At 45.6% G+C, this 25,922-nt stretch carries 27 protein-coding genes, 1 pseudogene and 1 CRISPR repeat array; of the genes and pseudogenes, 24 read left to right on the forward strand and 4 right to left on the reverse strand.

Translation table 11 applies throughout. The annotated features are described in order from the left end of the window. Position 1: 1 nt before the first annotated feature. From cas7c to ACUC6J_RS10280, 8 genes and pseudogenes are all read left to right on the forward strand, one after another. Complete coding sequence (cas7c, locus tag ACUC6J_RS10245) at positions 2-877, forward strand: type I-C CRISPR-associated protein Cas7/Csd2 (protein ID WP_017427973.1); 876 nt, start codon at positions 2-4, stop codon at positions 875-877. Continuing rightward, positions 864-1,523 carry a CRISPR-associated protein Cas4 gene (cas4, locus tag ACUC6J_RS10250; protein ID WP_017427974.1) on the forward strand — a complete coding sequence of 220 codons (660 nt, stop codon included), beginning with the start codon at positions 864-866 and terminating at the stop codon, positions 1,521-1,523. The genes cas7c and cas4 overlap by 14 nt, the downstream gene beginning before the upstream one ends. Beyond that, on the forward strand, positions 1,520-2,551 hold the full coding sequence (gene cas1c / locus ACUC6J_RS10255) for a type I-C CRISPR-associated endonuclease Cas1c (protein ID WP_447250129.1): 1,032 nt from the start codon (positions 1,520-1,522) through the stop codon (positions 2,549-2,551). Before cas4 ends, cas1c begins: the two co-directional genes overlap by 4 nt. A 10-nt stretch (positions 2,552-2,561) precedes the next feature. After that, positions 2,562-2,852 carry a CRISPR-associated endonuclease Cas2 gene (cas2, locus tag ACUC6J_RS10260; protein ID WP_025364686.1) on the forward strand — a complete coding sequence of 97 codons (291 nt, stop codon included), beginning with the start codon at positions 2,562-2,564 and terminating at the stop codon, positions 2,850-2,852. Positions 2,853-3,033: 181 nt separating this feature from the next. Continuing rightward, a CRISPR array of direct repeats spans positions 3,034-3,747; the repeat unit is 33 nt; unit sequence GTCGCACTCTGTATGGAGTGCGTGGATTGAAAT. A gap of 796 nt (positions 3,748-4,543) precedes the next feature. Next, positions 4,544-5,941 (forward strand): annotated as a pseudogene (locus tag ACUC6J_RS10265) (helix-turn-helix domain-containing protein). A gap of 357 nt (positions 5,942-6,298) precedes the next feature. Continuing rightward, on the forward strand, positions 6,299-6,466 hold the full coding sequence (locus ACUC6J_RS10270; RefSeq protein WP_017428319.1) for an aspartyl-phosphate phosphatase Spo0E family protein: 168 nt from the start codon (positions 6,299-6,301) through the stop codon (positions 6,464-6,466). 100 nt (positions 6,467-6,566) lie between these two features. Then, positions 6,567-6,761 carry a Rha family transcriptional regulator gene (locus tag ACUC6J_RS10275; RefSeq protein ID WP_017428320.1) on the forward strand — a complete coding sequence of 65 codons (195 nt, stop codon included), beginning with the start codon at positions 6,567-6,569 and terminating at the stop codon, positions 6,759-6,761. A gap of 115 nt (positions 6,762-6,876) precedes the next feature. Further along, the gene (locus ACUC6J_RS10280) at positions 6,877-7,251 is read left to right on the forward strand and encodes a DnaJ family domain-containing protein (RefSeq protein ID WP_025364688.1); all 375 of its coding nucleotides are present in this window, start codon (positions 6,877-6,879) and stop codon (positions 7,249-7,251) included. Between the two features lie 64 nt (positions 7,252-7,315). Here the strand turns inward: ACUC6J_RS10280 and gluQRS are convergent, their stop codons facing one another. After that, on the reverse strand, positions 7,316-8,311 hold the full coding sequence (gene gluQRS / locus ACUC6J_RS10285; protein ID WP_447250130.1) for a tRNA glutamyl-Q(34) synthetase GluQRS: 996 nt from the start codon (positions 8,309-8,311) through the stop codon (positions 7,316-7,318). Between the two features lie 342 nt (positions 8,312-8,653). On the opposite strand from gluQRS, the gene hrpB reads away from it, so the two are divergent. The 5 genes from hrpB (at position 8,654) to ACUC6J_RS10310 (ending at position 15,034) form a co-directional block, all read left to right on the forward strand. Beyond that, positions 8,654-11,182 (forward strand): ATP-dependent helicase HrpB, encoded by a 2,529-nt coding sequence (gene hrpB, locus ACUC6J_RS10290; protein WP_447250131.1) that lies wholly within the window; start codon positions 8,654-8,656, stop codon positions 11,180-11,182. A 119-nt stretch (positions 11,183-11,301) separates the two neighbouring features. Then, positions 11,302-11,886: a general stress protein gene (locus ACUC6J_RS10295; protein WP_017428324.1), complete on the forward strand. Its 585-nt coding sequence runs from the start codon at positions 11,302-11,304 to the stop codon at positions 11,884-11,886. 270 nt (positions 11,887-12,156) lie between these two features. Continuing rightward, positions 12,157-13,329 (forward strand): acyltransferase, encoded by a 1,173-nt coding sequence (locus ACUC6J_RS10300; RefSeq protein ID WP_447250132.1) that lies wholly within the window; start codon positions 12,157-12,159, stop codon positions 13,327-13,329. 318 nt (positions 13,330-13,647) lie between these two features. After that, on the forward strand, positions 13,648-14,010 hold the full coding sequence (locus ACUC6J_RS10305; RefSeq protein ID WP_013310011.1) for a helix-turn-helix transcriptional regulator: 363 nt from the start codon (positions 13,648-13,650) through the stop codon (positions 14,008-14,010). A gap of 19 nt (positions 14,011-14,029) precedes the next feature. Continuing rightward, on the forward strand, positions 14,030-15,034 hold the full coding sequence (locus ACUC6J_RS10310) for a Gfo/Idh/MocA family protein (RefSeq protein ID WP_193190043.1): 1,005 nt from the start codon (positions 14,030-14,032) through the stop codon (positions 15,032-15,034). Positions 15,035-15,149: 115 nt separating this feature from the next. Here ACUC6J_RS10310 and ACUC6J_RS10315 read toward each other — a convergent pair whose 3' ends face one another. Further along, a complete protein-coding gene (locus ACUC6J_RS10315) occupies positions 15,150-15,719 on the reverse strand; it encodes a TraR/DksA C4-type zinc finger protein (RefSeq protein WP_447250133.1) in 570 nt (189 codons plus the stop codon). Positions 15,720-15,861: 142 nt separating this feature from the next. On the opposite strand from ACUC6J_RS10315, the gene ACUC6J_RS10320 reads away from it, so the two are divergent. The 7 genes from ACUC6J_RS10320 (at position 15,862) to ACUC6J_RS10350 (ending at position 19,947) form a co-directional block, all read left to right on the forward strand. After that, positions 15,862-16,239 (forward strand): DivIVA domain-containing protein, encoded by a 378-nt coding sequence (locus ACUC6J_RS10320; RefSeq protein WP_016821045.1) that lies wholly within the window; start codon positions 15,862-15,864, stop codon positions 16,237-16,239. Positions 16,240-16,336: 97 nt separating this feature from the next. Further along, on the forward strand, positions 16,337-16,771 hold the full coding sequence (locus tag ACUC6J_RS10325) for an Rrf2 family transcriptional regulator (RefSeq protein ID WP_013310015.1): 435 nt from the start codon (positions 16,337-16,339) through the stop codon (positions 16,769-16,771). Positions 16,772-16,795: 24 nt separating this feature from the next. Then, positions 16,796-17,296 (forward strand): metallophosphoesterase family protein, encoded by a 501-nt coding sequence (locus tag ACUC6J_RS10330; RefSeq protein ID WP_447250134.1) that lies wholly within the window; start codon positions 16,796-16,798, stop codon positions 17,294-17,296. A gap of 35 nt (positions 17,297-17,331) precedes the next feature. Further along, entirely contained in the window at positions 17,332-17,658 is a 327-nt protein-coding gene (locus ACUC6J_RS10335; protein WP_017428329.1) for a (2Fe-2S) ferredoxin domain-containing protein, read from the forward strand. A gap of 129 nt (positions 17,659-17,787) precedes the next feature. Then, positions 17,788-18,066, forward strand: a complete 279-nt coding sequence (locus ACUC6J_RS10340) for a hypothetical protein (RefSeq protein ID WP_025364693.1) — start codon at positions 17,788-17,790, stop codon at positions 18,064-18,066. A 106-nt stretch (positions 18,067-18,172) separates the two neighbouring features. Then, positions 18,173-18,775, forward strand: coding sequence for a nitroreductase family protein (locus tag ACUC6J_RS10345; RefSeq protein ID WP_016821049.1), 603 nt, complete (start codon positions 18,173-18,175; stop codon positions 18,773-18,775). A 248-nt stretch (positions 18,776-19,023) separates the two neighbouring features. After that, positions 19,024-19,947 carry an NAD(P)/FAD-dependent oxidoreductase gene (locus ACUC6J_RS10350; RefSeq protein WP_290409179.1) on the forward strand — a complete coding sequence of 308 codons (924 nt, stop codon included), beginning with the start codon at positions 19,024-19,026 and terminating at the stop codon, positions 19,945-19,947. Between the two features lie 10 nt (positions 19,948-19,957). Here the strand turns inward: ACUC6J_RS10350 and ACUC6J_RS10355 are convergent, their stop codons facing one another. Together ACUC6J_RS10355 and ACUC6J_RS10360 are read right to left on the reverse strand one after the other, a co-directional pair. After that, entirely contained in the window at positions 19,958-20,287 is a 330-nt protein-coding gene (locus tag ACUC6J_RS10355; RefSeq protein WP_031463355.1) for a hypothetical protein, read from the reverse strand. Positions 20,288-20,430: 143 nt separating this feature from the next. After that, positions 20,431-20,751, reverse strand: a complete 321-nt coding sequence (locus ACUC6J_RS10360; RefSeq protein ID WP_014599691.1) for a winged helix-turn-helix transcriptional regulator — start codon at positions 20,749-20,751, stop codon at positions 20,431-20,433. Between the two features lie 291 nt (positions 20,752-21,042). Here ACUC6J_RS10360 and zwf point away from each other — a divergent pair, with 291 nt between their 5' ends. The 4 genes from zwf to ACUC6J_RS10380 all read left to right on the forward strand — a co-directional run bounded on the left by zwf (position 21,043) and on the right by ACUC6J_RS10380 (position 25,919). Continuing rightward, the gene (gene zwf, locus ACUC6J_RS10365) at positions 21,043-22,545 is read left to right on the forward strand and encodes a glucose-6-phosphate dehydrogenase (protein ID WP_447250135.1); all 1,503 of its coding nucleotides are present in this window, start codon (positions 21,043-21,045) and stop codon (positions 22,543-22,545) included. A gap of 57 nt (positions 22,546-22,602) precedes the next feature. Beyond that, complete coding sequence (gnd, locus tag ACUC6J_RS10370) at positions 22,603-23,496, forward strand: phosphogluconate dehydrogenase (NAD(+)-dependent, decarboxylating) (RefSeq protein WP_102997927.1); 894 nt, start codon at positions 22,603-22,605, stop codon at positions 23,494-23,496. 156 nt (positions 23,497-23,652) lie between these two features. After that, positions 23,653-24,327, forward strand: a complete 675-nt coding sequence (locus ACUC6J_RS10375) for an SOS response-associated peptidase (protein WP_017428335.1) — start codon at positions 23,653-23,655, stop codon at positions 24,325-24,327. A 383-nt stretch (positions 24,328-24,710) separates the two neighbouring features. Then, positions 24,711-25,919, forward strand: a complete 1,209-nt coding sequence (locus tag ACUC6J_RS10380; protein WP_016821055.1) for an MFS transporter — start codon at positions 24,711-24,713, stop codon at positions 25,917-25,919. Positions 25,920-25,922 lie beyond the last annotated feature (3 nt).

Here is a 25,922-nt window from a genome sequence, read left to right on the forward strand (position 1 = left end):
TATGTCCGTGTTGGATCACAAAATTGATTTTGCAGTTGTATTGTCTGTGACGAAAGCAAATCCCAATGGCGATCCTTTAAATGGCAATCGTCCGCGGCAAAATTACGATGGATATGGCGAAATCTCAGATGTCGCTCTAAAGCGCAAAATAAGAAATCGTCTGCAGGATATGGGAGAGTCTATTTTTGTCCAATCTAACGATCGGAAATCCGATGCTTTTAATAGTCTGAGAGAACGTGCAGATGCCAATCCAGAATTGGAAAAATTCTTTAAGGGTAAGGAATCCTCAAGTGATGAATTTGCTAGAATCGCTTGTCGTGAATGGATAGATGTCCGTAGCTTTGGTCAGGTGTTCGCATTCAAAGCTGCGGGTAAAGGAGCCGGAGTTTCTGTAGGGGTAAGAGGTCCTGTATCCATACATACAGCAACCAGTATTGATCCTATTGATATTACAAGTATGCAAATCACAAAAAGTGTGAACTCCGAACCAGGGAAAGAAAGAGGCTCCGACACGATGGGGATGAAGCATCGAGTGGATTTCGGCGTATACCTTTTCAAGGGAAGCATTAATACACAACTAGCTGAAAAAACAGGGTTTACCAACGAAGATGCTGGTAAGATCAAGGACGCGCTAATTTCGTTATTTGAAAACGATATCTCATCCGCTCGTCCCGACGGGAGTATGGAAGTTCATAAAGTATATTGGTGGGAGCATAGTTCAAAACTTGGACAATACTCATCCGCTAAAGTGCACCGTTCTTTGCAGGTGATATCGAAAGAAAACGTAGACGAATCTGACAAATACTTTGATACTCATTATGAATGTATTCTCACACCGCTCGAAGGTTTAAAGGTTCAAGAGTATGCAGGGCTATAACGAAGAAGATTATCTGCTGCTATCCGGTTTACAGCATTTTAATTTTTGTAGAAGACAGTGGGCGTTAATTCACATTGAGCAGCAATGGGAAGAAAACGTAAGGACAATTGAGGGGAATCATTTACACAGGAAAGCCGATCAGCCTATGATTCGTGAGAAAAGAGGGGAGAAACTCATCGTACGCGCATTACCTATACATTCCAGAGAGCTTGGGATTACAGGTATCTGTGACGTAGTAGAGTTTATACGTGATCCTCATGGCGTTCCACTTGCAGGGGAGGAAGGAACATACCTTCCTTTTCCTGTGGAATACAAGCGCGGCAAACCGAAACGAAATGACTCGGATCATGCACAATTGGTCGCACAAGTAATGTGTCTTGAAGAAATGCTCGTGTGTGAGATTTCCAAAGGCTACTTTTATTATGATGAGATCAAACACCGTGTAGAGGTCATCATCACGGCCGCTGACCGAGAGCGTGTGCGCGCAAGCTTGCAGGAGATGCGGCATTATTTTGAACGAAATCATACACCTAAAGCCAAAGCGGGACCACACTGCCTGAACTGCTCACTACATAACATATGTGTGCCCGAGATACTGAGTAAAAAGTCAGTTTCAAGCTTTATTGAAAGCAGGATAGCTGAATGAAAAAACTACTAAATACATTATTTGTGACCATGCCAGATACGTACTTGTCATTAGATGGCGAAAATATCGTAATCAAACAAGAAGAGTCCATTCTTGCACGGTATCCTTTGCATAATTTGGAGGCAGTCTGCACTTTTGGCTATTCAGGAGTCAGTCCAGGCCTCATGGGAGCTTGTGCCACACGCAACATAGATCTAACCTTTATGACGCGAAGCGGACGTTTCCTGGCACGAGTTACCGGGGAAAGCAGGGGAAATGTGGTGCTGAGAAAAGAACAGTACCGCATTTCCGATGATAATAGAAGAAGTGCTCTTGTCGCTAGAAATATGATTATAGGCAAAATATATAACCATAAATGGATTTTGGAACGGGCAACGAGAGACTATCCACTTCGTATTGATACGGAACGCATGAAGAAGGTGACTGCTTCTTTAACCGAAATCATGAAGCAAGTCCGCGAAGTGGAGGAATTGGACATTTTACGCGGTTTGGAAGGAACGGCGGCGGTACAGTACAATTCCGTATGGGATGATCTGATCTTACAGCAAAAAGATGATTTTTACTTCCATGGACGTCATAAGCGCCCGCCGTTAGATAATGTGAATGCCCTCTTATCTTTTGCCTATACACTGTTGTCCAACGATATGAAATCGGCACTGGAAGCTGTGGGTCTGGATGCCTATGTAGGTTTTCTGCATAGAGATCGCCCAGGGCGAGCCTCATTGGCACTGGATGTGATGGAAGAACTTCGAGGAGTATATGCCGACCGTTTTGTCCTTACACTGATTAACAAAAAATTGATTCATGGCAAAGGATTTTACAAAAAAGAAAACGGGGCTGTCATGATGGACGATGATACGAGGAAAATCGTATTGAAGGCATGGCAAGAACGAAAGCAGGAAAAAATAATTCATCCTTATTTGAATGAGAAAATATCCTGGGGACTGGTTTCCTACTCGCAGGCTTTGCTCTTGGCTAGATATATTCGGGGAGATTTGGACGAGTATCCTCCATTTTTGTGGAAGTAGGTGTGAACACTTGCTCATTTTGATTACGTATGATGTAAGCACGGTAGATAGAGAAGGCAGAAAAAGACTGGCAAAAGTTGCGAAAAAGTGTGTAGATCACGGACAAAGGGTGCAAAATTCAGTGTTTGAATGTATCTTAGACTCGACCCAGTTCCGCCGCTTAAAATATGAACTTGAAGAATTGATAGACAAAACGGAAGACAGCTTGCGCTTCTACAATTTAGGAGATAACTATAAAAAGAAAGTAGAGCATATAGGGGCTACGGAAGCTTACGATATGGAAAGTCCTTTGATTTTATAAGGTGCGAATGTGAAGCTCACATAAAAACCCCGGGTCCTTCGCACCTCGGAATTTGTCGAAAAGCAATTGAATCAGTTACCATCAGTAAAAGTCGATGGTTGATACAAGCCTTTTTGGCATCAGTTTTTGCGACAATGTGTGAAATTGATATCATTAGAGTATCAATTACTGCATTTTCGCTGTCGCACTCTGTATGGAGTGCGTGGATTGAAATCTTCTGGATCGGCGTTTGCTCGGATGATTGATTTGGTCGCACTCTGTATGGAGTGCGTGGATTGAAATTGATTTACTCGGAGTATTGGATTGGCGAGATTGGCGTCGCACTCTGTATGGAGTGCGTGGATTGAAATCCTTTATAGACGAACTACTATTATGTTTAGGAATAGGTCGCACTCTGTATGGAGTGCGTGGATTGAAATTGCTCCTGATCCTGCTCCTGATCCTATTCCTAAAGTCGCACTCTGTATGGAGTGCGTGGATTGAAATTGTAAATTAACATAGAAGGAACGACAAGACACAAAGTCGCACTCTGTATGGAGTGCGTGGATTGAAATTGGCTTTGGGTAAGTCGATGCAGAATTTTAGTCGTGTCGCACTCTGTATGGAGTGCGTGGATTGAAATTTCTGCGTTCTCCTTGCCTTCGATAAGCGTCTGCATCGTCGCACTCTGTATGGAGTGCGTGGATTGAAATCAAGTCCTCAATCAACTGGCTTATGATTTCGTCCGGGTCGCACTCTGTATGGAGTGCGTGGATTGAAATTGACCAGGCTGTTTCATGTTTCCGCTGGTTAACGTCGCACTCTGTATGGAGTGCGTGGATTGAAATCGAACTGCTTGCGGAAGCTCTCTGCACTTAACACAGTCGCACTCTGCATGGAGTGCGTGGATTGAAATCCCCTCACCGTGTTATAATTTGGTGAAGGTTTGAAAGTCGCACTCTATATGAGTGCGTGAATTAAAATATCTTTCATTGTGCCTCCTATCGGATAAGCTGGTTACGCTCCATGTGAGTGCATGGATGATATGAAAAAGAAGTCTCGTTTCGTGCCCCGCCCAGCAGTAAATAGTGCAAATTTCTTTTTAACGGATTCCTTTTTCGACAAATTCCCCCTTACTTTTATGCAATAATTAACTAACATTACTATGTTGAAGCATAAAATTAACTGGGGAGTTGCTTATGAGAATTTCCATGAGTAAGTTTCTAAAACGCTATGTAACGATTTTATTGAGCTACGCAATAGGTATAGGGTTATTTTACGCTTTAGGATATAAGATGAGCGCTATGGGCATCTATGCAATTTTGACAGGAATTGTGACTGGAGAAATAATCAACTTCGCATTATTAAAGCGCGAGAAATGACTTATGTATCCCTTGATTGTATCAATATCAGGGGATTTTTCATGTAATTAAAAGGTCCCGTGAGTTTCCGCATGGGACCTCTATACCATTTGTTGGTGAGAATTCACAAAGGGAAATGAATTAGTCATGTCAACTCATTGAACCTTTTACTTGGATCAATCCAATCATTTCAGGATGTCGCTCGTCTAACATGTCTCAATATGTGTAAGATATGCTGAATTTTCGTTATAAACATTAGTTGCATAATATATTGACAGGTGGTTAATTTTGGAGAAGAATAGAGGGTGATTTTTAAAATTATGGAATTTTTATGTGAAGGGTGGTTATGACTTGAAGCATACACCTACGATTTCAGCGAAGTTTGAGGTTTATCTAAAACAAAATGATATGACGTTGAGTCAATTTGCCGAATATTCAGGGGTTCATCAAAGAACGCTTAGTAATTGAATTGCTCAGCATCGTCCTGTTTCTGTCCAGCAGCTTGACCGAATTACTGTGGCTATGGATTTGCCAGAAGGCTATTTTTACGATCTATACATAGAAAATTATATCATTGAACTTTCTCCGAATTTTAGGCGAATCGAGCCATTACTGTATCGTTGTGCGGAGTTGGACAAGCTGGATGCAATCCGTCGAATGGTTGGTCATATTATGGACAATCCGCTGTATGCGTCCAGACTATTTGATATTGCAGAAGCATTATTTGAACAGAGAAGACATGCTGCTGCGCTGTTGCTTTATGAGAATGTCGCAGAAGTGGAGAAATATCAGCATTCTGAACGCTTGGCCATCTGTCAATATCGCATATTCACGATTCAAGTTGGAGACGATCAAGGTCTTAATCTCAAGGCAGCCACATTATTTGAACCCTTCGTGGAACGACTGGATGAAATAGATCAGCTTGATGCCTTAAAGGATTTGGCGAATGTGTATCGTTCTTTGCGCTTATGGGACAGACTTGATGTGATTGCTCGCAAAATGAGAGATAAAGCTGAAATCCAATATACATTGGAGCATCAGCAGAAGAAGCGAAACCATGCGCAACTTGAAAAGAAGCTGAGTCGTCCCTTGTTTGTGTATATTACCTATGCCGATTTATTGTGTGCCAGTGTATATGAGGCCAAAGGCGATTATGATCAGGCATTAGAATATACATACGCCTACGCTAATTTAGATTGGGTCAAAGAGACGGACGAGAATACTCTGCATTGGATTAAACAGTTTCAAGATTGGGCAGAAGGTAATACTTACACCTATAAACTATTATTTGGAGATATAAGTGTACTAAACAATTATGTTGAATATATTGCTGCATCGCCAGATGCTTCTGAAAAAGAAATGATTACAAAGCTGTTGAATATTATGATGGCGGCTAACCGATATCAAGTTGATGTGGATGACATACTTAAACAGTTCGAAACGGAGATTGATTCGATTACTCAACAGCAATTATCTGCTGATATGTACACTTATCAAGTGGTTCCAGAACAATCAACACGTTTTAAATATGAGCTGGCTAAATATTATTTAAATAAAGGTAATTACTCACTTGGCTTTAAACACTTACTAGACGTTTTATCTAAATCATTAGTCATTAACAAAGAAGCTTTTTTCATTAGTTGCATAAAATTATTTGAGCAGTTTAAACAATTTGCAGACTTTAGATTGTGTACGAGGTATGAGAGTTTAATTAGAGAAGGGCGGAAAGAAAGATTATTTTATTATTAGTAGTAATCAATTATTTATCAATGTTGATTCCAAGCTGAAAAAACAAATGTAGATGGAAAATGGAGAAGATAATATTGCTGTGCAAGTAAAGCGTCACTGTTGCTACAAATTTTAACCCACACCTGACTTTATCCAGGAAATATGGAGGGGGTGGCAAAGGAAGTAATATACGACTGTATAGTGAAATAATAGTTGGGTTTTAAGCTAAGTTTGTAAGAGTCTGTTATATTTTAACCAAACATAAACCGACAAAAAGTGCATCTGGAATGTTCCAGAAGCACTTTTTTTGTTAAGCGTATTTTAAAAAAATCCAAAAAATTACGTTTTGCATTAGAATATGACACAGAAGGGGGAATCATGCTGATGAATCCAGGTGTGACTTTACTTCGTGTCGAACGGGCCAGAAAAAGACTGTACCAAGTGCAGAAAAAATACGGATTTTTAACGCATCCTAAAGTAATTGAACAATCCATGAAACTGGATGAATTATTGAATCAATACCAAAATTGCAAAATGAAATCTTAGCTAATGTGTGTGCATGATGCATTTTAAAGGAAGACGAACTCCAATCTCCAAACTCCAATAAAAATCCTAAATCCTATACTATGAAGATGTGGTAGCGCTGTTGAACAAACGAAATCCTGTAACCCCTTTGGGCTGGAAAATCAAAGAAAAGCTAGTTGAGAAGCAAATGGATCAGAGAACTTTTTGTGACACCTATCATATTCCTGCTAGCCGCTTGTCCAATCTCATTCATGGAACACGTAAGGCCAAAAAATATAGAAAACAAGTATGTCAGTTGCTTAGAATCGAAGAATAACCATCACTCTCCGACAGAAATACAGGACAACCTCATAATATGTAAGCTACAGTGGCAAAGGACTCCCGGTTTATTTAATATAGATTGTACATAGGACGCTTATTACAAGGAGTGAATGAGAATGTTCTCTAGAATGGCAGAGCAGAAGATTGCCGAGGCGATGGCCAAAGGTGAGTTTGATCATTTGCCGGGAGAGGGCAAGCCACTGGTGATTGAGGATTTGTCACATGTTCCAGAAGAGCTGCGGATGTCGTACAAGCTGTTGAAAAATGCAGGTATTTTACCGGAAGAGCTACAGCTGCAAAAGGAATGTGTCCAGCTACGTGATTTGCTTCACGCTTGTCATGAGGCAGGAGAGCAACAGCGAATCAGTCGCAGGCTGACTGAAAAATCACTTCGTCTTCGTATGCTGCTGGAGGAAAGAGGGCTAAATATGTCGTCTGTATTTTATGAATATGAGTCTGCTGTGCGTCAGCGACTGGAGGAATAACAGCGAAAGGAGCAAAGGGCAAAATGCCCTTGTCCACACACTTTGCTTTCCGTGTTTATTCTCATTACTGTTGCAGTGCAGATAACTTCGTGAGGCATTGCTTGGTCAGGAGGACTGGCCCCCGAGGCAGCTTGTCCAAATGAAAGCCATCGATTAAATCCACAGCCTTCACAGGCTCGGGAGAATCCAGCAGCCCGGAAAAGTAGGCGAGCCAGCCAATGACGGCTTCCGGTGTAATTCCTTGCCGACGCATGGCTCGGAGTGCTACGCCACCATGTCGTTTGGCCAGTCTACGTCCATCAGGGCCCAGGACAAGGGGAACGTGTGCGAAACGTGGCGGCTCTAAGCCCAGTGCTTGGTATAACAATAGCTGACGGGGAGATGAATCGAGAAGATCATATCCGCGCAGCACATCGGTCATATGCATATCCGCATCATCGACGACGACGGCAAGTTGATATGAAAACATGCCATCCGCCCGTTTGATGATAAAATCGCCCCCCTCCGACGCACGGAAGGATACATGACCAGCTACCTGATCATGAAAAGAAATAATATCATCTGAATGCTGCGGTACTTTAAAACGAAGTGAAGGGAGTTTATGCTGTGCTTTAGCTAGAGCTTCTGAAGAGCTAAGGTTACGACATGACCCTGAATATGCAGGTCCTTCACCCGACAGTCCGTGCGGAGCATGGGCGGCAGCCATAATGTCTGCCCGACTGCAAAAACAAGGATACAGTAAATCTTGCCCCTGGAGTTTCTCCAATGCAGATTGGAAGCGTTCCAGTCGCTGGCTCTGACTGTAAGGACCATAGGGACCGCCAATGTCGGGTCCTTCGTCCCAATCCAGCCCGATCCAGCGCAAATCCTCCATAATTCCTTGCGCCAATGCGCTGCGAGCTCGTGTCATATCAATATCTTCTATGCGCAAAATATAGGTTCCGCCTAGGGAACGAACATGCAGCCAGGATAATAAGGCGGTGCGAGCGTTTCCTAAGTGTATCCATCCCGATGGTGTTGGGGCGAATCGTCCTCTAATGGGTTGGGTTTGTAATTCCATACGAAGTTACCTCGATTCTGTATTCCGTGTTTCTACAATCCGTCCTTTAGCAATCCATATCAACTATATTATAAAACGATCTTGCCGCGAGTGCATCTCGACAAGTATAGGAACTGGCACGGGAAAGTGTGCATACCTGCGAGGACCAGACGGCAAATTTAAATATCTGTATAATAGATTTAGAAGAATCATGCACGACAGATGAGATGAAATCCCTTTGCTGTGGACCAGTTTAACATTTTTTATTCGATTTTCAATAATTACAGGTAGTGAAAAATTCATAATAGCAAAAGAATTCAAACTTAGATTCTACGCCTCAAGCGTATCATTGGAGAGATTTCATTGACAGATAAACAATTGCCTATTACGCAAGTCATCCCCGAGCTTAAGCATGCCTTGCTATCCCATTCAGCGGCGGTCCTGATTGCACAGCCGGGAGCGGGGAAAACAACAGTAACACCATTAGAACTGCTGCATGAGCCGTGGCTGGCGGAGCAAAAGATAATTATGCTGGAGCCGCGACGCTTGGCAGCACGTGCGGCAGCAGCGCAAATGGCAAGGGCGCTAGGCGAGTCAACTGGGAAGACCGTAGGTTACCGCGTTCGTGTGGATACAAAGGTAGGACCAAGCACGCGGATTGAAGTGGTTACGGAGGGCGTACTGACCCGGATGTTGCAACATGATCAGGCTTTGGAGGGGGTCGGGCTGATTATTTTTGATGAGTTTCACGAACGCAGCTTGCATGCAGACTTGGGCTTGGCACTTGCCCTGCAAAGCCAGGCGCTGCTGCGACCGGATTTGAAAATATTAATCATGTCTGCCACCCTAGAGGCAGAGCCTGTATGCAGACTGCTAGGGGATGCACCCTTACTGGAGTGCCCAGGCACCGTATTTCCGGTAGAAACCTTGCATATGTCCAAGCCTTCGTCAACCTCATTAGAGTCTTTTACGGCTGAGACGGTAGAAAAGGCGCTTTATGCCCATGAAGGCGATTTACTGGTGTTTTTACCAGGGGCTAGAGAAATTCATAGAACAGAACGAGAACTGACGTCCAGAAATTTACCGGCCTCCGTCAAAATCATTCCGCTGTACGGCAGCATGAAGCTGGAGCAGCAAGATGAGGCAATACGCCCGTCGGCTCCGGACAGCCGTAAAGTGGTATTAGCCACCTCGATTGCCGAGTCCAGCTTGACCATCGCGGGGATTACGGTGGTGATCGATAGCGGACTGTCACGCGAATCGGTGTTTTCCGCGCGAACCGGCATGAGCCGTTTGACCACCGTTAAGGTGTCCAAGGCCTCCGCCGATCAGCGGCGCGGGCGGGCGGGCCGTCTCCAGCCGGGCGTGTGCTACCGGCTGTGGAGCGCGCAGGAGCATGCCGCGCTCCCTGATGCCAGCCGCCCGGAAATCGCGGCGGCGGATCTGGCCCCGCTCGCGCTGGAGCTGGCGGCCTGGGGCGTGCGCGAGCCCGCCGAGCTGGGCTGGCTGGATGCCCCGCCTGATGCGGCGTACCACCAGGCCACAGGTCTGCTGCGCCAGCTTGGATGCCTGGATGCCGCAGCCGATGGTACAGCAGGCGGCATCACCGCGCATGGGCGCGAGGTATCCGCCTTGGGTACGCACCCGCGCTTAGGACACATGCTGCTGCGCGCAGCAGCTCTCGGCCTGGCCCCAACCGCCAGCCGTCTGGCGGCGCTGCTGCAAGAGCGGGACCCGTTCCGTGCTCATGGCGGAACGGATTTGCGCCCGCGGCTGGATGCCTTGCGCGAGGCGGCTCATGCCCGCAGCACGCACAGCCTGCTGGGAGCGGCAGACGATACGGTGATTCGTCGTATCGTGCAGGAGAGTCGGCAGCTGCTAGCCACGCTGCCGACCACAGCCGCATTGCAGGACGAGCCTGACGGCTCCGCGGCCTGCGGGCTACTGCTGGCCTTTGCGTATCCGGATCGGATCGCGCAGGGCCGAGGGGATGGCCGCTTTTTGCTTAGCGGCGGCCGGGGGGCGCGACTCCGACAAGTGGAGTGGATATCGCGTTCGTCCTATCTCGTCGCCGCCGAAGTGGACGACGAGGGAGCAGATGGCGCCATTCAGTTGGCGGCTCCGATTGAATTGCAAGAGCTGATCCAGCATTGCAGTGATTTGCTGCTGGAACAAGCCAACGTATACTGGGATAGCTCCGCTTCAGCCGTGAGAGCCCGTAAGGTACTGCGGCTGGGCTCGCTTATCCTAAAGGAAGCGTCCTATGAGCGACCTCCGGCAGAGGAAATCGCTGCTGCCTTAATGCAGGGTGTCCGGGAACGTGGTCTCAAACTGCTGTCCTGGAATCGGCAAACTCTCCAGTTGCAGGCGCGTTTGATTTTTATGCACTTCTCTGCGCCCGAGGATTGGCCTGACAGTTCGGAATCCGCGCTGCTGGATTCACTGGAATCGTGGCTGCTGCCATTTGCAGTTGGTGCCAAAAATTTAGCTGATCTGCAACGACTGGACGGTAGTGAATTGCTGCTTGGCAGATTGAATTGGGAACAGCGACAGCAGCTCGAACAGGAAGCACCGACGCATATACGTGTAGCCAGTGGTTCTCGTATTCCTGTCGATTATTCTCAACCTGAGGCACCTTCACTGGCCGTGAGACTACAAGAACTGTTCGGCATGAAGGATACGCCCCGTATTGGACGCGGACGAGTTCCGATTGTGCTGCACCTCCTGTCACCAGCCCAGCGACCTGTGCAAGTGACATCCGACCTGTCCAGCTTCTGGAGCGAGGCATATTTTGAAGTCAAAAAGGACCTAAAAGGAAGATACCCCAAGCATTATTGGCCAGATGATCCACTAGAAGCTGTGGCGACTAACAGAGCAAAGCCCAAGCGATAATCGGCAGCCGAACCTGGTATAGACATCATCGCGAATTTTGTAAAATCGTTTAAACGTCAGGATAGTGGGGTAATAAAAAAACGAACCACTCAACAACAACATATTGGGAGGTAACTATCATGGCTAATAACTTAAACGATTATAATGAAAAGAAAATTGTTGGTGTTTTTGATACCGAGCAGGAAGCATCTCGTGCAATTGGACAATTGCAGAGCAAAGGAATCCCAAGCAGTGAAATTTCTGTGATCACACGTGACCGTGACGACTTAAGGACGATTAGTGAAGAGACAGGCACCAAAGCACCGGAGGGTGTGGCTACAGGAGCGGCTACTGGTGGTGTTGTAGGCGGTGTCGCTGGATTGCTGGCAGGCATTGGTGCCTTGGCTATTCCAGGTATCGGACCTATTCTTGCAGCTGGACCTATTGCGGCTACCCTTACTGGGGCAGCTGTCGGAGCGGGAGCAGGTGGCTTGGTCGGTGGGCTGGTCGGACTAGGCATTCCAGAAGATGATGCCCGTCAATACGAGACATACGTCGATCAGGGCAAGATTTTAGTGCTGGTGGATTCCGCTGATCATCACAGGGATGTTTATGATATTTTCCGCACCAATCGTTCTCTGAATGCGGATCGTTACAGAACATATGATGATACGGTGGCAGATTCGCGGACAGGTGCGTACACAGATACTAGAAGGAACCTGTAAACACCGAACGGCTAGTTAAGGACGTGATTTAACAGGCTTTTCTATCTCCTTTGTATACAGGTTATTTCTACAGCAGCAGTCTCCCCCAGAGGGAAGACTGCTGCTTTTATGTGTTACCTACTTATTGAAACCACCTAAGTCAGATGATGCTTGGCTTGCATTGGCACGTTTATCCTCCTATATATTTTTATAGAATTGTCGTTATAATAGATTTGGGGATTTTACAAAAATCCTGGATTTATAAATTGCTAGATGCAACAGGAGAGTGACATGAGTCAAAAAGAGAGAATTTCCGAAGTTGCTTTGCTGAGAGGACTGGCTTTTGCAGCCGTTGTTCTTCAGCATTCCGTCGCACACTATGCGGTTGCGCAGGGGGCGCGCATCCAGGACGGAGTTGTGATGACACTATTACTGCTGTGTTCCAAATTTGCAGTGCCTGTGTTTGTGTTTATTACTGGAATGGTGTTATTTTACAATTATGATGGAGCCTTAAAATATGGAACGTTTTTACGTAAACGATTCATGGACATCATTGTTCCTTATATTATATGGTCTCTTTTATACGAGTTGGGGAATCAGCTTGCGCAAGGTGGAGGATTTATTCACCCGTTAGATTTTGTCCAGAAGCTGCTGAACGGGAAAAGCAGCTATCATCTATGGTATATCGTTATGATTATCCAATGTTATGTGTTATTTCCCGTGTTTCGTTATGCTGTACGTCGTTTGTCCGCGCTACTGCCTTCAACATGGCGACCCACTGCATTGGCTGGATTCAGCGTACTCTATATTTTGCTTATGTTCGCGGTTGGACCCGTATATCAAGTGATGGATCAGCTCCAGCTTCCCGTCATTTCTTCTTGGTTTACCATATATGCTGACCGGAATGTGATCTATTTTTTCTTTTATTTTATATTAGGAGCGGCAGCCGGGATGAACATCAAGCGTTGGAATGCTTGGGTCATCAAGGCACAGTTGGTATACTGGCCGTTGTTTATCGTGATTACAGGGTACTTGCTGTATGAGATGATTGGTCAGTTCCAGACGCCGCAAGGTACGGTTCTTTCCTTTAATTACTTGTCTCTGCTACGTCCGGTCATGGCTTTATATTGCATCACGTCTATTTTTGTAGCTTACCGGATAGCAACGTGGATTGCTCACAAGGGAGGACGTGCGGCGAGGGTGCTAACGGCCATCGGAACATTGTCCTATGGAGCGTATCTGATGCATGCCTTTATGTTGCGCGCAACCTACTATTTTGATAGTGCGTTGTTTGCCGATTGGAGTCACGTTCTTCGTACACTGGCTTCATTTGTTCTTTGTATGATCTTTTCCATTGCTGGAACATGGGTGCTGGCACATTTGCCTTTGGGTAAATGGATTGTGGGTCTTCGGATTCGTCCTCGTCCGGCAGGAAGTCCGCCAGCCATACAAAAGCAAGCTTGATTCAGCGATCAAGTTACATTATTTCACAAAAAGTATCCCGAAGCCCTCAGAAGAAGGCCGAGGGATACTTTTTTAAATGTTATTATGCTATTACAATACATGAAAAATTCACAATAGAAAATCATAAAATCACCCCTCAGCGCTACGCACACTACCCTAGAATGCTTCATTCCATAGCTCTCGTCATCTTAACACCGGTCACAAGGGAGGGAGAATTCTCGTAAGCTCTCATATTTATGAAAGGAAATAGTCTATGGACGCAGAGTGGTTTATAATGGAAGATAAGAGACTTGAATAAGGTGTAGAGGAGGTTGTGAAATGGCGTTTATGATATCCCAGCGGGCTTTTATCAAAATTTATCTGATCACAATGGTAGAGAGGCATCGCGGATATGGATATCAGATGCTCGAATCGATGAAAGATGAGTTTAGTGGTTTCGGATATGTTCCGCCTCAAAGCGAGGTCTACCGGGCACTGCATGAACTGGTTCAGGAAGGCGTTTTTTACCGTACCAAACGATTAAAAGGAACAGACCCGCGTGTAGATTTCCAGGAGATTGTGCTCTATCATTTCACAGACGATGGAGAGGAGAAAGCTCGGCTGTACAAAAAGCAGGTCAAAGCCGACCTGGACCGTTGCTTAGGTATGCTGCATAAAGCGGAACAAGACAACTATTCCTGACGACGAAAGGATGAGAATGATGGGTAGAAAGCTGAAATGGGGAATTTTAGGCACGGCGGAGATCGCCAAAATCGCTGTAATTCCGGCGATTCAGCAATCCGAACGCGGAGAAGTACTTGGAATTGCTAGTCGTAATGCGGATAAAGCCACTGAGGCCGCCCGGGAGTTCGATATTCCGAGAAGTTATGGAAGCTATGACGAGCTGTTGGCCGATCCCGAAATCGGAGCAGTGTATATACCGTTGCCGAACCATCTGCATGAAGAATGGACCATAAAAGCAGCGGAGGCCGGCAAGCATGTTTTGTGTGAAAAACCATCTTCTCTTAGCTCGGCCGGGACAAGCCGTATGATTGAAGCATGTCGCCGTGCAGGAGTGACTTTTGCAGAAGCTTTTATGTATCGCTATCATCCCAAACATCGAAGAATTAAGGAAATCATCAATAGTGGGGAAATTGGTGACATTCGCGGTATTCATTGCACGTTTACATTTAACAATACCGATCAGGCAGATAATGTGCGCTTTAATAAAAGCATGGGCGGTGGCTCGTTGTATGATGTGGGCGTGTATCCGATATCAGCGGCTCGTATGTATTTGGATCGGGAGCCGGAGGCAGTGACGGTACATGCTTTATTTTCCCCGGAGCATGACAACGTTGATATGATGGCCTCCGGTCTGCTGGAATTTCCGGGTGGAGTCAACCTTACTTTCGATTGTGGCATGTGGGCAGCCAACCGTTCCAACATGGAAATTCTCGGCAGCAAGGGTACGATTGCGATGCCCAAAATGTTCGGTTGGGAAAGAACCTCTGTCGTACCGCAAATTTTCGTTCACGTTGGTTCGGTTACGCGTGAGGAACGTCTAAAGGGTTTTAATTCTTTTGAACTGCAAGCTGATGCTTTTGCCGAAGCCGTACTTGACGGTATTCCTTTGCCATATGAGCCAGAAGATGCGGTTAGTAATATGAAAGTGATCGACGCCTGTATTGAATCAGCTCGCAGTCGTAAACGGATAGAGATTGGATAAGCAGGATTACCGTATTCCCAGAAGACATAAAAAGGCAGCCTGTCTCAAGGACAAGCTGCTTTTTTAGATGAACTAATACATAGATATTTTTAATGAGTCTTTGCACATTCGAGCATTACATATTTTCATCATAATCTGTGACATCACGCTTGGCGGCTTTCGCAGGCGAATTCGATGTGCCGTATTTTTCTACTGCGTCCCATGCGCCCGCATCGTCAAATCGTCCTGCATTCCGTTGGCGAACCTCACCTGCACCTTTGGGCGGCGGAGTCATAACCTGTTCCTCGATTGGACGGTCATTCGATAATTCCCGTGTTGGCGTGTGCTCGACGGTATAGGCTGTATATGGAATGGCTTGTAACCGTTCAAAAGGAATTTCTTCGCCGCTCTCCACACATATTCCATACGTCCCATCTTCCATCCGTTGCAGGGCTGCATTAACCTGCTCCAGTTCGTTTTCCAGCGACTCGTTAATCGCCAGGTCACGGGATCGTTCAAAGGTTTCCGTCCCTATATCAGCAGGGTGGTTATCATAGGATGAGAGTTCCCCTGTGGAATCTGTCAGTGTTTCTCCCAATTTCGTATTTTCCTGACCATTTTGTTTAAAATGTTTTTCTAAATCCTTTTTCTGCTCCAATAACATATGTTTCAGCTCTGCAAGCTGCGAATCGTTCAAATGGTTCATGATCATCTCTCCCCTTCATGGTCTGTATGAGTGGCGTGTATGCTCTTTTATACCCGTTCATAAAGCCTAGCAATCACAGAGACTTTTATTCCCAGCCTAGAATGTGATATAAAAAGAATAGTGTGTTAAGGAGGGAAAACCGATGGATGAACATATGAAGCGTCGTCTGGATAAGCAAAAGCAGTTGTTTAAACAACTGGGCATTCAGCTGGACGCGCTCTCCATTCATGAGAAACAGTTCAAAAATAAAATGCGCGGCTATGATCCGGATGAGGTAGATGCCTTTCTGGATGAAGTAATCAAGGATTATGAACGCTTTTATGCGAATATAGCCGACCTGATGGACAAGTGGCAGGAGCAGCAGGCAACCATACGTGATTTGAAAAGTGCACCCAAGCCTGCCACCGACTTTAATGCACTTGACCGACGTCAACTGGAGGATATCATTAAGCAGTTGGAATATAGTGTGCGCCAATTAAAAGTGAGAGTACGCCCTGAAAATGACTATTTTCCGGAGTAAGGAATAGTTAGCACTGTGTCGTTGCCTCTATTGTGGTATGATGGAAACATGCATTTTACCAAACATTTAATGAGGCACACATATAAAGGTGGTTAACATGAGTACCCATTTTTCCGTTAGTATCCATTGTCTGCTTCTTCTTGCCGAAGGGGCACCCGAGCGAATGACTTCGTCACTTATTGCTTCCAGCATCAATACTAACCCGGTAGTTGTAAGAAGAATTATGAGCCGACTCAAGCAAGCGGGTCTGGTGGATTCGTCACCAGGAGCGCGCGGCTTTCGTCTAAGCATGTCGAGTTCAAACATCAATCTGAAAATGATCTATGAAGCGACCAAGGATGAAGGCCCGCTGTTTGCCATCCATACCGACAGCAATCATAATTGCGAGGTTGGCAGGAACATAGACGCTTTGTTGGATGGTTTATATACCGTGGCAGAGCAGAAAATCCAGGCGTTTTTCGAGACCGTTACGTTGCGAGATCTGGAGCAGGCGCTCCAGCAGCGGGTTGGGCAACAAAGTTCATCCGTGTGAAGACGCTGGTAAGGAGAAATTGATATGAAAATCATCGTACTTTCAGACACTCATATGCCACACAGAAGCAAAACGCTGCCTAGTCGGCTTGTGCAGGAGTTAAAAGGCAGTGACCTCATTCTCCATGCCGGAGACTGGACGGATTGGTTCGTCTATGAACGTCTAGCTGAATTTGCGCCTGTGCAAGGCATTGCCGGGAACAATGATGGAACCGACATCGTGGAGCGTCTGGGCTACCAACGAATCGTGGAAGCCCAAGGCAAGCGGATCGGCATGGTTCATGGTCACGGCTGGCGCGGCTCGACAGAGAATATCGCACTGAATACATTTAAGGGAGAAACATTGGATTGCCTGATTTATGGACATTCGCATATTCCTGTGGTCAAAAAGATAGATGATCTGCTTGTCCTTAATCCGGGGTCTCCCACGGACAAGCGCGGTGAAGACGAATACTCATTTATCGTGCTGACGATTGAAGACGGGCAGATGGAAGCACGGCTTGTTCTTTATCCAGATAAACATTGATATAAAACCAACAACTGTTGATTAAAGGGGAAGCTATGGCTATTTTTGATTTAGAACCGATGAAGCATCATGTGTTGATCTGCAATGGAGGCACATGTATGCGACATGAAGGCGAAGAAGTTACACAAGCAATTCGGGATGAAATTCGTAAACAACATGCAGAAGCCTATATTCATACGACCAGAACTCGTTGTAATGGGCGCTGTCATGATGCTGCGGTTGTGATCGTATATCCGCAAGGGGACTGGTATGGTCAAATGACCCCCGCCTCAGGTACAGAGCTGGTGCAGAAGCTCGTAGCGGGAGAGAAGCTGGAACCTCATCTTTTTCATGAGTGTACACGTAAATCCAGCTCGGAATAACCCAGTCAACGATCTATAAGAGCATGAGTAGAGAAAATCTTTCGGAGATTTTCTCTTTTTTGCGTTTAATCCCCAACCTGAAAGGTAAAAGTATACTGTGGATACCAATCCGATAGGGAGGGAAGAAAGATGAACCCATTTGAAGATAAGCTACACGGTGAGAATGAGCAAAAAAGCCAGACGGGGAAAGAGACAACGGAATCTAAACATCAGGAACAGCCGATTAATCGTGATCATGCAGAGCAGTATCCGACAGATCAGGAAAGCTTGTTCGACCGTTTTGAAATCGAGCAGACGGTAGATGCCATTCCCGTAGAGGATTTAAAGATGGAAAGACAAGAGGAGAGAGACAAGGATGTAACCAAGCACACCTCTTCTAGTGAGAAAAAATATAATGGCGGCGTATAATTTTCGACTAACTGGTAATATTTAAAAAGAAATCTCTTGACTTTAAGATATATACGATGTATATTAAGTTACGAAAAGTAATTAATTTTTCTCAGGAGGTAACAAAATGACTAAAGACTTCTTCACAGCTCTGAAAGACAGACGCTCCTATTATGGCATTAGCAAAGAACAAGTAATTTCTGACCAACGGATTCAAGAGATCGTAGAGGAAGCTGTGAAGTACACACCTACCTCTTTCAATTCCCAAACTTCACGCGCTGTAGTGTTGCTCGGAGAGCATCATGACAAACTGTGGAATATTACAGAAGATATTTTGCGGGAAGTGGTAGGCAATGAAGAACAATTCAAATCTACTGCTGAGAAAATGAACGGTTTCCGCAGCGGTTACGGAACGGTCTTGTTCTTTGAAGACAACAACGTGGTAGCTGGTCTGCAACAACAATTTGAAGCGTATGCGGACAATTTCCCAATCTGGGCCAATCAATCTAACGGTATGCTGCAACTGGTTGTATGGACGGCTCTGGAGCAAGAAGGATTGGGCGCATCTCTTCAGCACTATAATCCTTTGATCGACGAAAAAGTGAAAAATGAATGGAACATTCCTGAGCATTGGAAACTGATTGCTGAAATGCCATTTGGTAAACCGACATTCCAACCAGGTGATAAGGAATTCCAACCAATTGAGGAACGCGTAAAAACATTTAAATAATGATCATATTAGTATGATGATTCAGGTTTGACATGAAAACCTGAAAACAGCACTGTGGATAATCCGCAGTGCTATTTGTCATTTCATTTTTTTGAACTTGTGACCTTTGGAATACATAGAGCACGAGGTTAATTCATCCGTAAGTGGGTGATATTATGTTTGAAACTGGATGAGAAGTTTACATAAGTGTGATTGCTTTTTTTGGCAGATGTTTAGCATTTGTGCGTATTTGAAGGAGGAATTAGGATATGAACTACGATTGCATTATTGTCGGTGGGGGAATTGCCGGATTGCAAGCAGCCATTCAATTGGGCAGATACAGCAGTCATCGGGTGCTGGTGATCGATTCGGGCTATGGTCGATCTACGCTGTGCCATCAGTATCATAATATTTTGGGCTTTCCTGATGGGATTTCTGGTGAAGAGCTACGACGGCTTGGACGTAGTGAAGCCACGAAGCTAGGCACTAAATTTGTTGACGGTAAGGCGATAAAAGCGACCAAGAGAGATGAGCTTTTTGACATTGAAATGGAGACAGGGTCAGTTTATACGTCAAAAACGCTGTTATTGGCCACAGGGCTAACGGACCGTTTTCCAAAGCTGGAAGGGCTACAAGCCTGCTTGGGCAACAGTGTATATGTGTGCCCGGACTGTGACGGGTATGAGGTCCAGGATCGCAGTACAGTCGTCATGGGGGCGGGCAAAGCGGGAGCTTCCATGGCCTTGATTTTGTCGGCACGTACCGATCACCTTGTCTATGTCAATCATGAGCGTTCAGAAGTACCGGACGAGCTGATCGTGAAGCTGCGGGAAAAAGGGATTGAATATAAGGAAGCAACCATTTCTGAGATTATCACGGGACAACCGGGCTGTTTTGAAGGAGTGCGGCTGGCTGATGGACAAGTGGTTCGAGCAGAGCGGGGCTTCTTAGCCTTTGGAAGCAACCATGTTCATTCAGAGCTGGCGGAGCAACTGGGTGTGCATCTGCTGCATAACAAGCATATTGAGACGCATCCCCGCAGCAAAATGACAAACGTGGAAAATGTTTGGGTGGCCGGAGACTTAGGGGCTCATGCCGAGCAAGCGACGGTTGCAATGGGAGAAGGAGCTATGTCAGCGATCTGGATACACAAGGTATTATCTGGTATGAAAACAAAAATACCGCAACTCTGAGAGCTGCGGTTTAGAACGATGGGCGTGTACTTGGTTGAAGATGAGACTCGAAGCGTTTTAATTGATCGCTCATGCCATACTTGCGTAAAATTTCCGTCTGTTTGTTACCGATGAGATCAAAATGAGGATAGGGCTGACGCTGATGTATATACTGGGGGTCCAATCCGTTGAGCTTGCACCATGAGCGTAGCTTATTCAAATCAGAACAGCCCACCTTGGTGACAGTTGTAATGCTTGGAAAGCGGTCATCCAGCCAATAATGCGTTAGAAAAGCAATCTCGCCACGGCTGACCTCTCTTTTCCAGGTCAGTAGTTCCTGTCGGGTGATGCCAAATGCCATCGGTCTCATCCTTTCCTGGCTCATTACTGAAATCATGAGCTATTGCGTGGTTGTCCCATTATTTTCGTCCTATTGCTTGTATTATGATCCACATGGAGTAACACAATAACAGGAGAGCGTGTTTGGCGATCTCCTGTTAGCGGTTAGAGCCATCTTTCGGCCCAGCTCTCCACACCATTCAATGCATCACCTAGCTCTTTACCCTTACGTGTCAGCGAATATTCGGTACGCACAGGCCGCTCTGTGATGACATTGCGAAGGATTAGGCCGGAAAGCTCTAGTTCCTTGATGCGCTCGTTGAGCATGCGTTTGCTAAGATCAGGTATGGAGACTTGAATTTCACTAAATCGTTTGGGATGTTCCATCAAAGTATGAATGATGAGAGCGGTCCATTTTTTGCTGATGATCTGAAAGGACTGTTCCACCTTACCGCACAAAAGCTTAGGCTGCCTGTCGTCGCTCATCTGAATCCCCTCAATTTCATTGTTGTTTTAAACAGTATACTAAAAGTAACTCTGTATACCAATAGTAACTATAATGCATTGTATCAACTGTGACAATTTTAACAGTTTTTTCTCTTTCCTATCGTCAATCATACCACAGAAAACGTTATCATTACAGGATATATCGAATGTTCACGATTTCGCTAAAATTTGATTGACTTGCCCCTTATTTTGGGTGTATTATGGGTTACGTTAATTCCTCAGGTAACTTTTAATAACCTCATCTTTTATAATGGGAAGAAGGAATATTTCATGGATTCAATGACATTTGTCTTATTTGGAGCGACAGGGGATTTGGCCAAACGCAAAATTTACCCTGCCTTGTATAATTTGTTTGTAGAAGGTAAAATTCCGGCTTCCTTTTCTGTAATTGGGATGGGGCGTCGTGAAGTGGCAGACGAGCAATTTCAAAGTAATGTAGAGCAGTCCATTAAGGATTTTTCCAGACATGTGAATGAAGACCGTGCACAGATGGATCAGTTCTTAAGTGCTTTCCGTTACAGCGCATTGAACGTTAACCACCCGGAAGATTATAAAAAGCTGCTACAGCTTGCTGAGCAACGTGAAAATGACTTGGGAATTCCGGGGAACCGCATGTTTTATTTATCGGTGGCACCGGAATTTTTTGATGTGATTGCCCACAACATTCGGGAAAGTGGTTTGGCTGAAACGAAGGGTTGGAAACGACTCATTATTGAAAAACCATTTGGGCATGATTTGGAATCGGCACGTGAGCTGAATGATCGCCTGAGCAGAACCTTTGCTGAGGATGAAATTTATCGTATTGACCATTACTTAGGTAAGCCCATGGTTCAAAACCTGGAAGCCTTGAAATTTGCTAATCCATTGCTTCAAGGGATATGGAACAACCAGTACATTGCCAATGTGCAAATTACCGCTTCTGAGACTGTAGGTGTAGAGGAGCGAGCAGGATACTACGATCACTCCGGTGCTATTCGTGATATGGTACAAAATCACATGCTGCAGGTGCTGATGATGACGGCGATGGACAAACCGGGACATATCACAGCTGACCAGGTGCGGGACGAGAAAAGTAAGGTGATGGACGCGCTTCGTGCCCTCGATCCTTTCGATATTAAATCCAACGTAGTTAGAGGACAATATACCGAAGGTGAAATCAACGGAAAAGCAGTTCCATCCTATAAAGAAGAGCCGGACATCGGACCTGATTCGCAAAATGATACGTTCATTTCAGCTCGTCTTTGGATTGATAATGAACAATGGTCGGGTGTGCCGTTCTATATTCGTACTGGCAAACGCATGAAAGAAAAATCCACTCGTATCGTTGTGGAATTCAAAAAAGATAGCACAGATCCTTATGCTGCTCAAGGGCAGCCGACAGACCCGAACTTGCTGATCATCCATGTTAACCCGGATGAAAAAGTAACACTTCGTTTGAACAGTAGAGATCCGCTGAACAATGGCCAGTTGGAGACGATTCTGATGAATTATCATTCCGAGGCTAAGGATGTTCCAGAAGCCTATGAACGCCTCATCTATGATGCGCTGCGCGGCGATTCCACCTTCTTTGCTCATTGGAACGAAGTGGAGCTGTCTTGGGTGTGGGTTCAACCTGTACTTGAAGCCTTTGCCCGTGGTGAAGTTCCGCTTCACACGTATGCGGCAGGCTCTTACGGTCCAGAAGCTTCAGATCAATTGTTGGAAGAGCAAGGCTTTACATGGTGGTTGGACGAAAAGTCCGAAAGCTCTGAAAAAGCAGTCGTTCGTGCTTAATCCAACATAAAAAAGTGTATACAAAATATATATTTGCTACGGCAGGAGGCCTTTATAATGCAAGTAGGATTAATTGGTTTGGGAAAAATGGGCTTGAATCTTGGAAAAAACCTGATCGATCATAAGCATGAAGTTGTGGCTTACGACGTCAACGCAGCTGCAATCCAAGAAATGAAGGATTATGGAGCTAAGGGTGCTTCTACTTTGGAAGAGCTTGTGCAAGCAACTCAATCCCCTAGAGTGCTGTGGATTATGGTTCCTCACCAAATTGTTGATTCTGTACTGGATCAGCTTCAACCGATGTTGTCCAAAGGAGATATCATTATCGAAGGCGGAAACTCTCATTACAAAGAGTCCATTGCTCGCCATGCCCGTCTGAAAGAATATGGTATTAGCTTCATGGATGCAGGAACTTCTGGCGGTATGGAAGGCGCGCGCAACGGTGCTTGCTACATGATCGGTGGCGATCCAGAAGCTTGGGCAGTTGTTGAGCCTATTTTCCGCGATACAGCGGTGGAAAATGGATATCTGTATGCAGGTAAATCCGGTAGCGGACATTTTCTGAAAATGGTTCACAATGGTGTGGAATACGGCATGATGGCATCCATCGGTGAAGGCTTTGAAGTGCTGGAGAAAAGTAACTTTGACTTTGATTACGAACAAGTAGCGCGTGTGTGGAACAACGGTTCCGTTATCCGCTCTTGGCTGATGGGCTTGACAGAACGCGCATTTTCCAAAGATGCAAACCTGGACGAAATCCGTGGGGTTATGCACTCTTCCGGCGAAGGTAAATGGACAGTTGAGGAAGCACTGGATCTTCAGGCAGCAACTCCGGTCATTGCCTTGTCCTTGCTGATGCGCTACCGTTCGCTGGATGCCGATACATTCAACGGAAAAGTAGTTGCTGCACTGCGCAATGAATTTGGCGGCCACGCTGTAGAGAAGAAGTAATAACGATATAAGTTAGTATCTATCCCCGTAGCTTCATGACTGCGGGGATATTGCTATATGTTTTGAGTATCAGATTTTTGTAAAATTCTTCCTTATGCATATTTTTCCTTGTATATCCGCACAATAGGTAAAAAAAGGCGGAAGGATGAATTGCATATGTGCAAAAGATTTTCGTTATCGGCAGATTTGGATGAGGTCAGGGATCATTTTGGTATACAACGTGTCATGTATTATTATAAAACACGTTATAACATGAGTCCCACCCAGCATGTTCCAATCGTGCTGCATCAGGATGGAGAACGGGTGCTTGATGAATTTCGCTGGGGATTTATTCCCTATTGGGGCAAGGATTGTGTCAATGCAGACCTGAATACCGTTCGGGTAAATCCCAGTTATCGCAAGATGGCGGAAACCCGTCGCTGTATTATTCCGTGCAATGGATTTTATTATTGGCGAAAATTAGGAAAACGCATGTGTGCCGTCCGAGTGGTATTGCCGGAACAGAAAATGTTTGCGGTCGCGGGGCTATATGAGATATGGCAGGATAGCCGAAAGGAACCGTTACGCACCTGTACGATGATGACGGTTCAAGCTAATACGGATATACGTGAATTTGACAGCCGTATGCCCGCTATTTTGGAAGTAGACCAAATAGATTCATGGCTAGATCCGTCGCTCCAGAACATTGATGAGTTGCTGCCTTTATTGCGTACGTATGAGCAAGGTGATATGAGCATTTATCCGGTGACCCCGCTGGTGGCCAATGATGAACATGATAGTCGTGAATGCATTCAGGAAATGGATTTGCAGTGGTCCTGGATTAAACCTTAAATGTATGTTTGAAGATTTGTGTCTAATATTGATCATAAGCTTCCCGCCACCTGCATAGGTATGTAGTGGGGAACAAGCGTCATAATCCGGGGAGAGGGGAAACGGCCGAAGGAGTATCTCATATGGGATGGAGGCGATTGGAATGAGTAACGATACACTCATCCAGCTGCTGGTGCTCATGGTGACGATCATCGGTCTGGTCCAAAACCGGTAAGTGGCAGGTTCCAGAAGGCGGGAGAATTGCCATAGGCAATCTTCCGTTTTTTTTGTATTAAAATGCTCGCGGATTGAGGAAGCTTGCGGTACAATAGAGGCTGGACTACAGGTGACAAGACACCTGGATATACGTCTACATACGATGCATTTTTAAGGGAGAGCGGATCATGAGTGAATTAACTTCATTACCACCAGCCAAAAAAAGGAAATTGCTGTTTAGCGCAGGACTTAGCTGGCTGTTTGATGCTATGGATGTGGGGCTGCTCTCATTTATAGTCGCAGCATTGGCTAAGGAGTGGCATCTCGGGTCAGAGCAGATTGGTCTGCTGACTGCAATGAATTCGATAGGAATGGTATTTGGGGCTGCTTTGGCAGGGATTTTGGCAGATCGTTACGGCAGACGCGCTATATTAGTGTGGACCCTGTTGATCTTTTCCATTGCCAGTGGCTTGTCTGCTTTGGCTACAGGTCTCGGTATGCTGCTGGTGCTGCGTTTTATTGCTGGCGCAGGCTTAGGTGGAGAATTGCCTGTTGCTTCGACACTGGTGTCAGAATCAGTGCCTGTGAAAGAACGAGGGAGAGCGGTTGTGCTGCTGGAAAGCTTCTGGGCGGCAGGTTGGATTCTTTCGGCTCTTATTGCCTATTTTGTTATTCCGAAATATGGTTGGCAGCTTGCCTTTATTCTCGGCGCAGTACCTGCCCTGTACGCTCTTTATTTGCGCAGAGCTATTGAGGATTCACCGCGATACAAACAGCAAAGCGTCAAACTTCCGTTACGTGCACGCTTGGCTGCGATTTGGTCAGGACCCCATCGCAAGTCTACGCTAATGCTGTGGATTTTATGGTTTACAGTTGTATTTTCATACTATGGCATGTTCCTGTGGCTGCCAAGTATAATGTTTATGAAAGGGTTTGAGCTGGTTAAAAGCTTTGAGTATGTCCTAATCATGACACTTGCACAATTACCAGGTTATTTTACCGCTGCCTATCTGATTGAAAAGCTGGGTCGCAAATTTGTACTAATTATCTACTTGTTGCTCACAGCAGTGTCCGCTATTTGGTTTGGAACTTCGGAAACGGCGGGGATGTTGCTGGCTGCTGGTATCTGCTTGTCCTTCTTTAATCTCGGTGCATGGGGCGCCATGTATGCTTATACCCCGGAGCTATACCCAACGTCTGCCCGTTCTACCGGTGTGGGTATGGCAGCTGCATTTGGCCGTATTGGGGGCGTAATCGGGCCTTTTGTGGTTGGTATACTCGTAGGACAAGGCATAGCGTTACCATCTATCTTTGCGATTTTCTTCGTAGCGATCCTGATCGGAGCAGCTGCTGTATGGTTGCTGGGTACCGAAACTAAAAATCAGGAGATTGACTAACCT

Source organism: Paenibacillus sp. JJ1683 (assembly GCF_053006485.1).

Coding starts and splice junctions, on each gene's coding strand:
- cas7c (WP_017427973.1), top strand. CDS start 2: ATGTCCGTGTTGGATCACAAAATTGATTTTGCAGTTGTATTGTCTGTG.
- cas4 (WP_017427974.1), top strand. CDS start 864: ATGCAGGGCTATAACGAAGAAGATTATCTGCTGCTATCCGGTTTACAG.
- cas1c (WP_447250129.1), top strand. CDS start 1,520: ATGAAAAAACTACTAAATACATTATTTGTGACCATGCCAGATACGTAC.
- ACUC6J_RS10270 (WP_017428319.1), top strand. CDS start 6,299: ATGCTGATGAATCCAGGTGTGACTTTACTTCGTGTCGAACGGGCCAGA.
- ACUC6J_RS10280 (WP_025364688.1), top strand. CDS start 6,877: ATGAGAATGTTCTCTAGAATGGCAGAGCAGAAGATTGCCGAGGCGATG.
- gluQRS (WP_447250130.1), bottom strand. CDS start 8,311: ATGGAATTACAAACCCAACCCATTAGAGGACGATTCGCCCCAACACCA.
- ACUC6J_RS10295 (WP_017428324.1), top strand. CDS start 11,302: ATGGCTAATAACTTAAACGATTATAATGAAAAGAAAATTGTTGGTGTT.
- ACUC6J_RS10300 (WP_447250132.1), top strand. CDS start 12,157: ATGAGTCAAAAAGAGAGAATTTCCGAAGTTGCTTTGCTGAGAGGACTG.
- ACUC6J_RS10305 (WP_013310011.1), top strand. CDS start 13,648: ATGGCGTTTATGATATCCCAGCGGGCTTTTATCAAAATTTATCTGATC.
- ACUC6J_RS10310 (WP_193190043.1), top strand. CDS start 14,030: ATGGGTAGAAAGCTGAAATGGGGAATTTTAGGCACGGCGGAGATCGCC.
- ACUC6J_RS10315 (WP_447250133.1), bottom strand. CDS start 15,719: ATGAACCATTTGAACGATTCGCAGCTTGCAGAGCTGAAACATATGTTA.
- ACUC6J_RS10320 (WP_016821045.1), top strand. CDS start 15,862: ATGGATGAACATATGAAGCGTCGTCTGGATAAGCAAAAGCAGTTGTTT.
- ACUC6J_RS10325 (WP_013310015.1), top strand. CDS start 16,337: ATGAGTACCCATTTTTCCGTTAGTATCCATTGTCTGCTTCTTCTTGCC.
- ACUC6J_RS10330 (WP_447250134.1), top strand. CDS start 16,796: ATGAAAATCATCGTACTTTCAGACACTCATATGCCACACAGAAGCAAA.
- ACUC6J_RS10335 (WP_017428329.1), top strand. CDS start 17,332: ATGGCTATTTTTGATTTAGAACCGATGAAGCATCATGTGTTGATCTGC.
- ACUC6J_RS10340 (WP_025364693.1), top strand. CDS start 17,788: ATGAACCCATTTGAAGATAAGCTACACGGTGAGAATGAGCAAAAAAGC.
- ACUC6J_RS10345 (WP_016821049.1), top strand. CDS start 18,173: ATGACTAAAGACTTCTTCACAGCTCTGAAAGACAGACGCTCCTATTAT.
- ACUC6J_RS10350 (WP_290409179.1), top strand. CDS start 19,024: ATGAACTACGATTGCATTATTGTCGGTGGGGGAATTGCCGGATTGCAA.
- ACUC6J_RS10355 (WP_031463355.1), bottom strand. CDS start 20,287: ATGGCATTTGGCATCACCCGACAGGAACTACTGACCTGGAAAAGAGAG.
- ACUC6J_RS10360 (WP_014599691.1), bottom strand. CDS start 20,751: ATGAGCGACGACAGGCAGCCTAAGCTTTTGTGCGGTAAGGTGGAACAG.
- zwf (WP_447250135.1), top strand. CDS start 21,043: ATGGATTCAATGACATTTGTCTTATTTGGAGCGACAGGGGATTTGGCC.
- gnd (WP_102997927.1), top strand. CDS start 22,603: ATGCAAGTAGGATTAATTGGTTTGGGAAAAATGGGCTTGAATCTTGGA.
- ACUC6J_RS10375 (WP_017428335.1), top strand. CDS start 23,653: ATGTGCAAAAGATTTTCGTTATCGGCAGATTTGGATGAGGTCAGGGAT.
- ACUC6J_RS10380 (WP_016821055.1), top strand. CDS start 24,711: ATGAGTGAATTAACTTCATTACCACCAGCCAAAAAAAGGAAATTGCTG.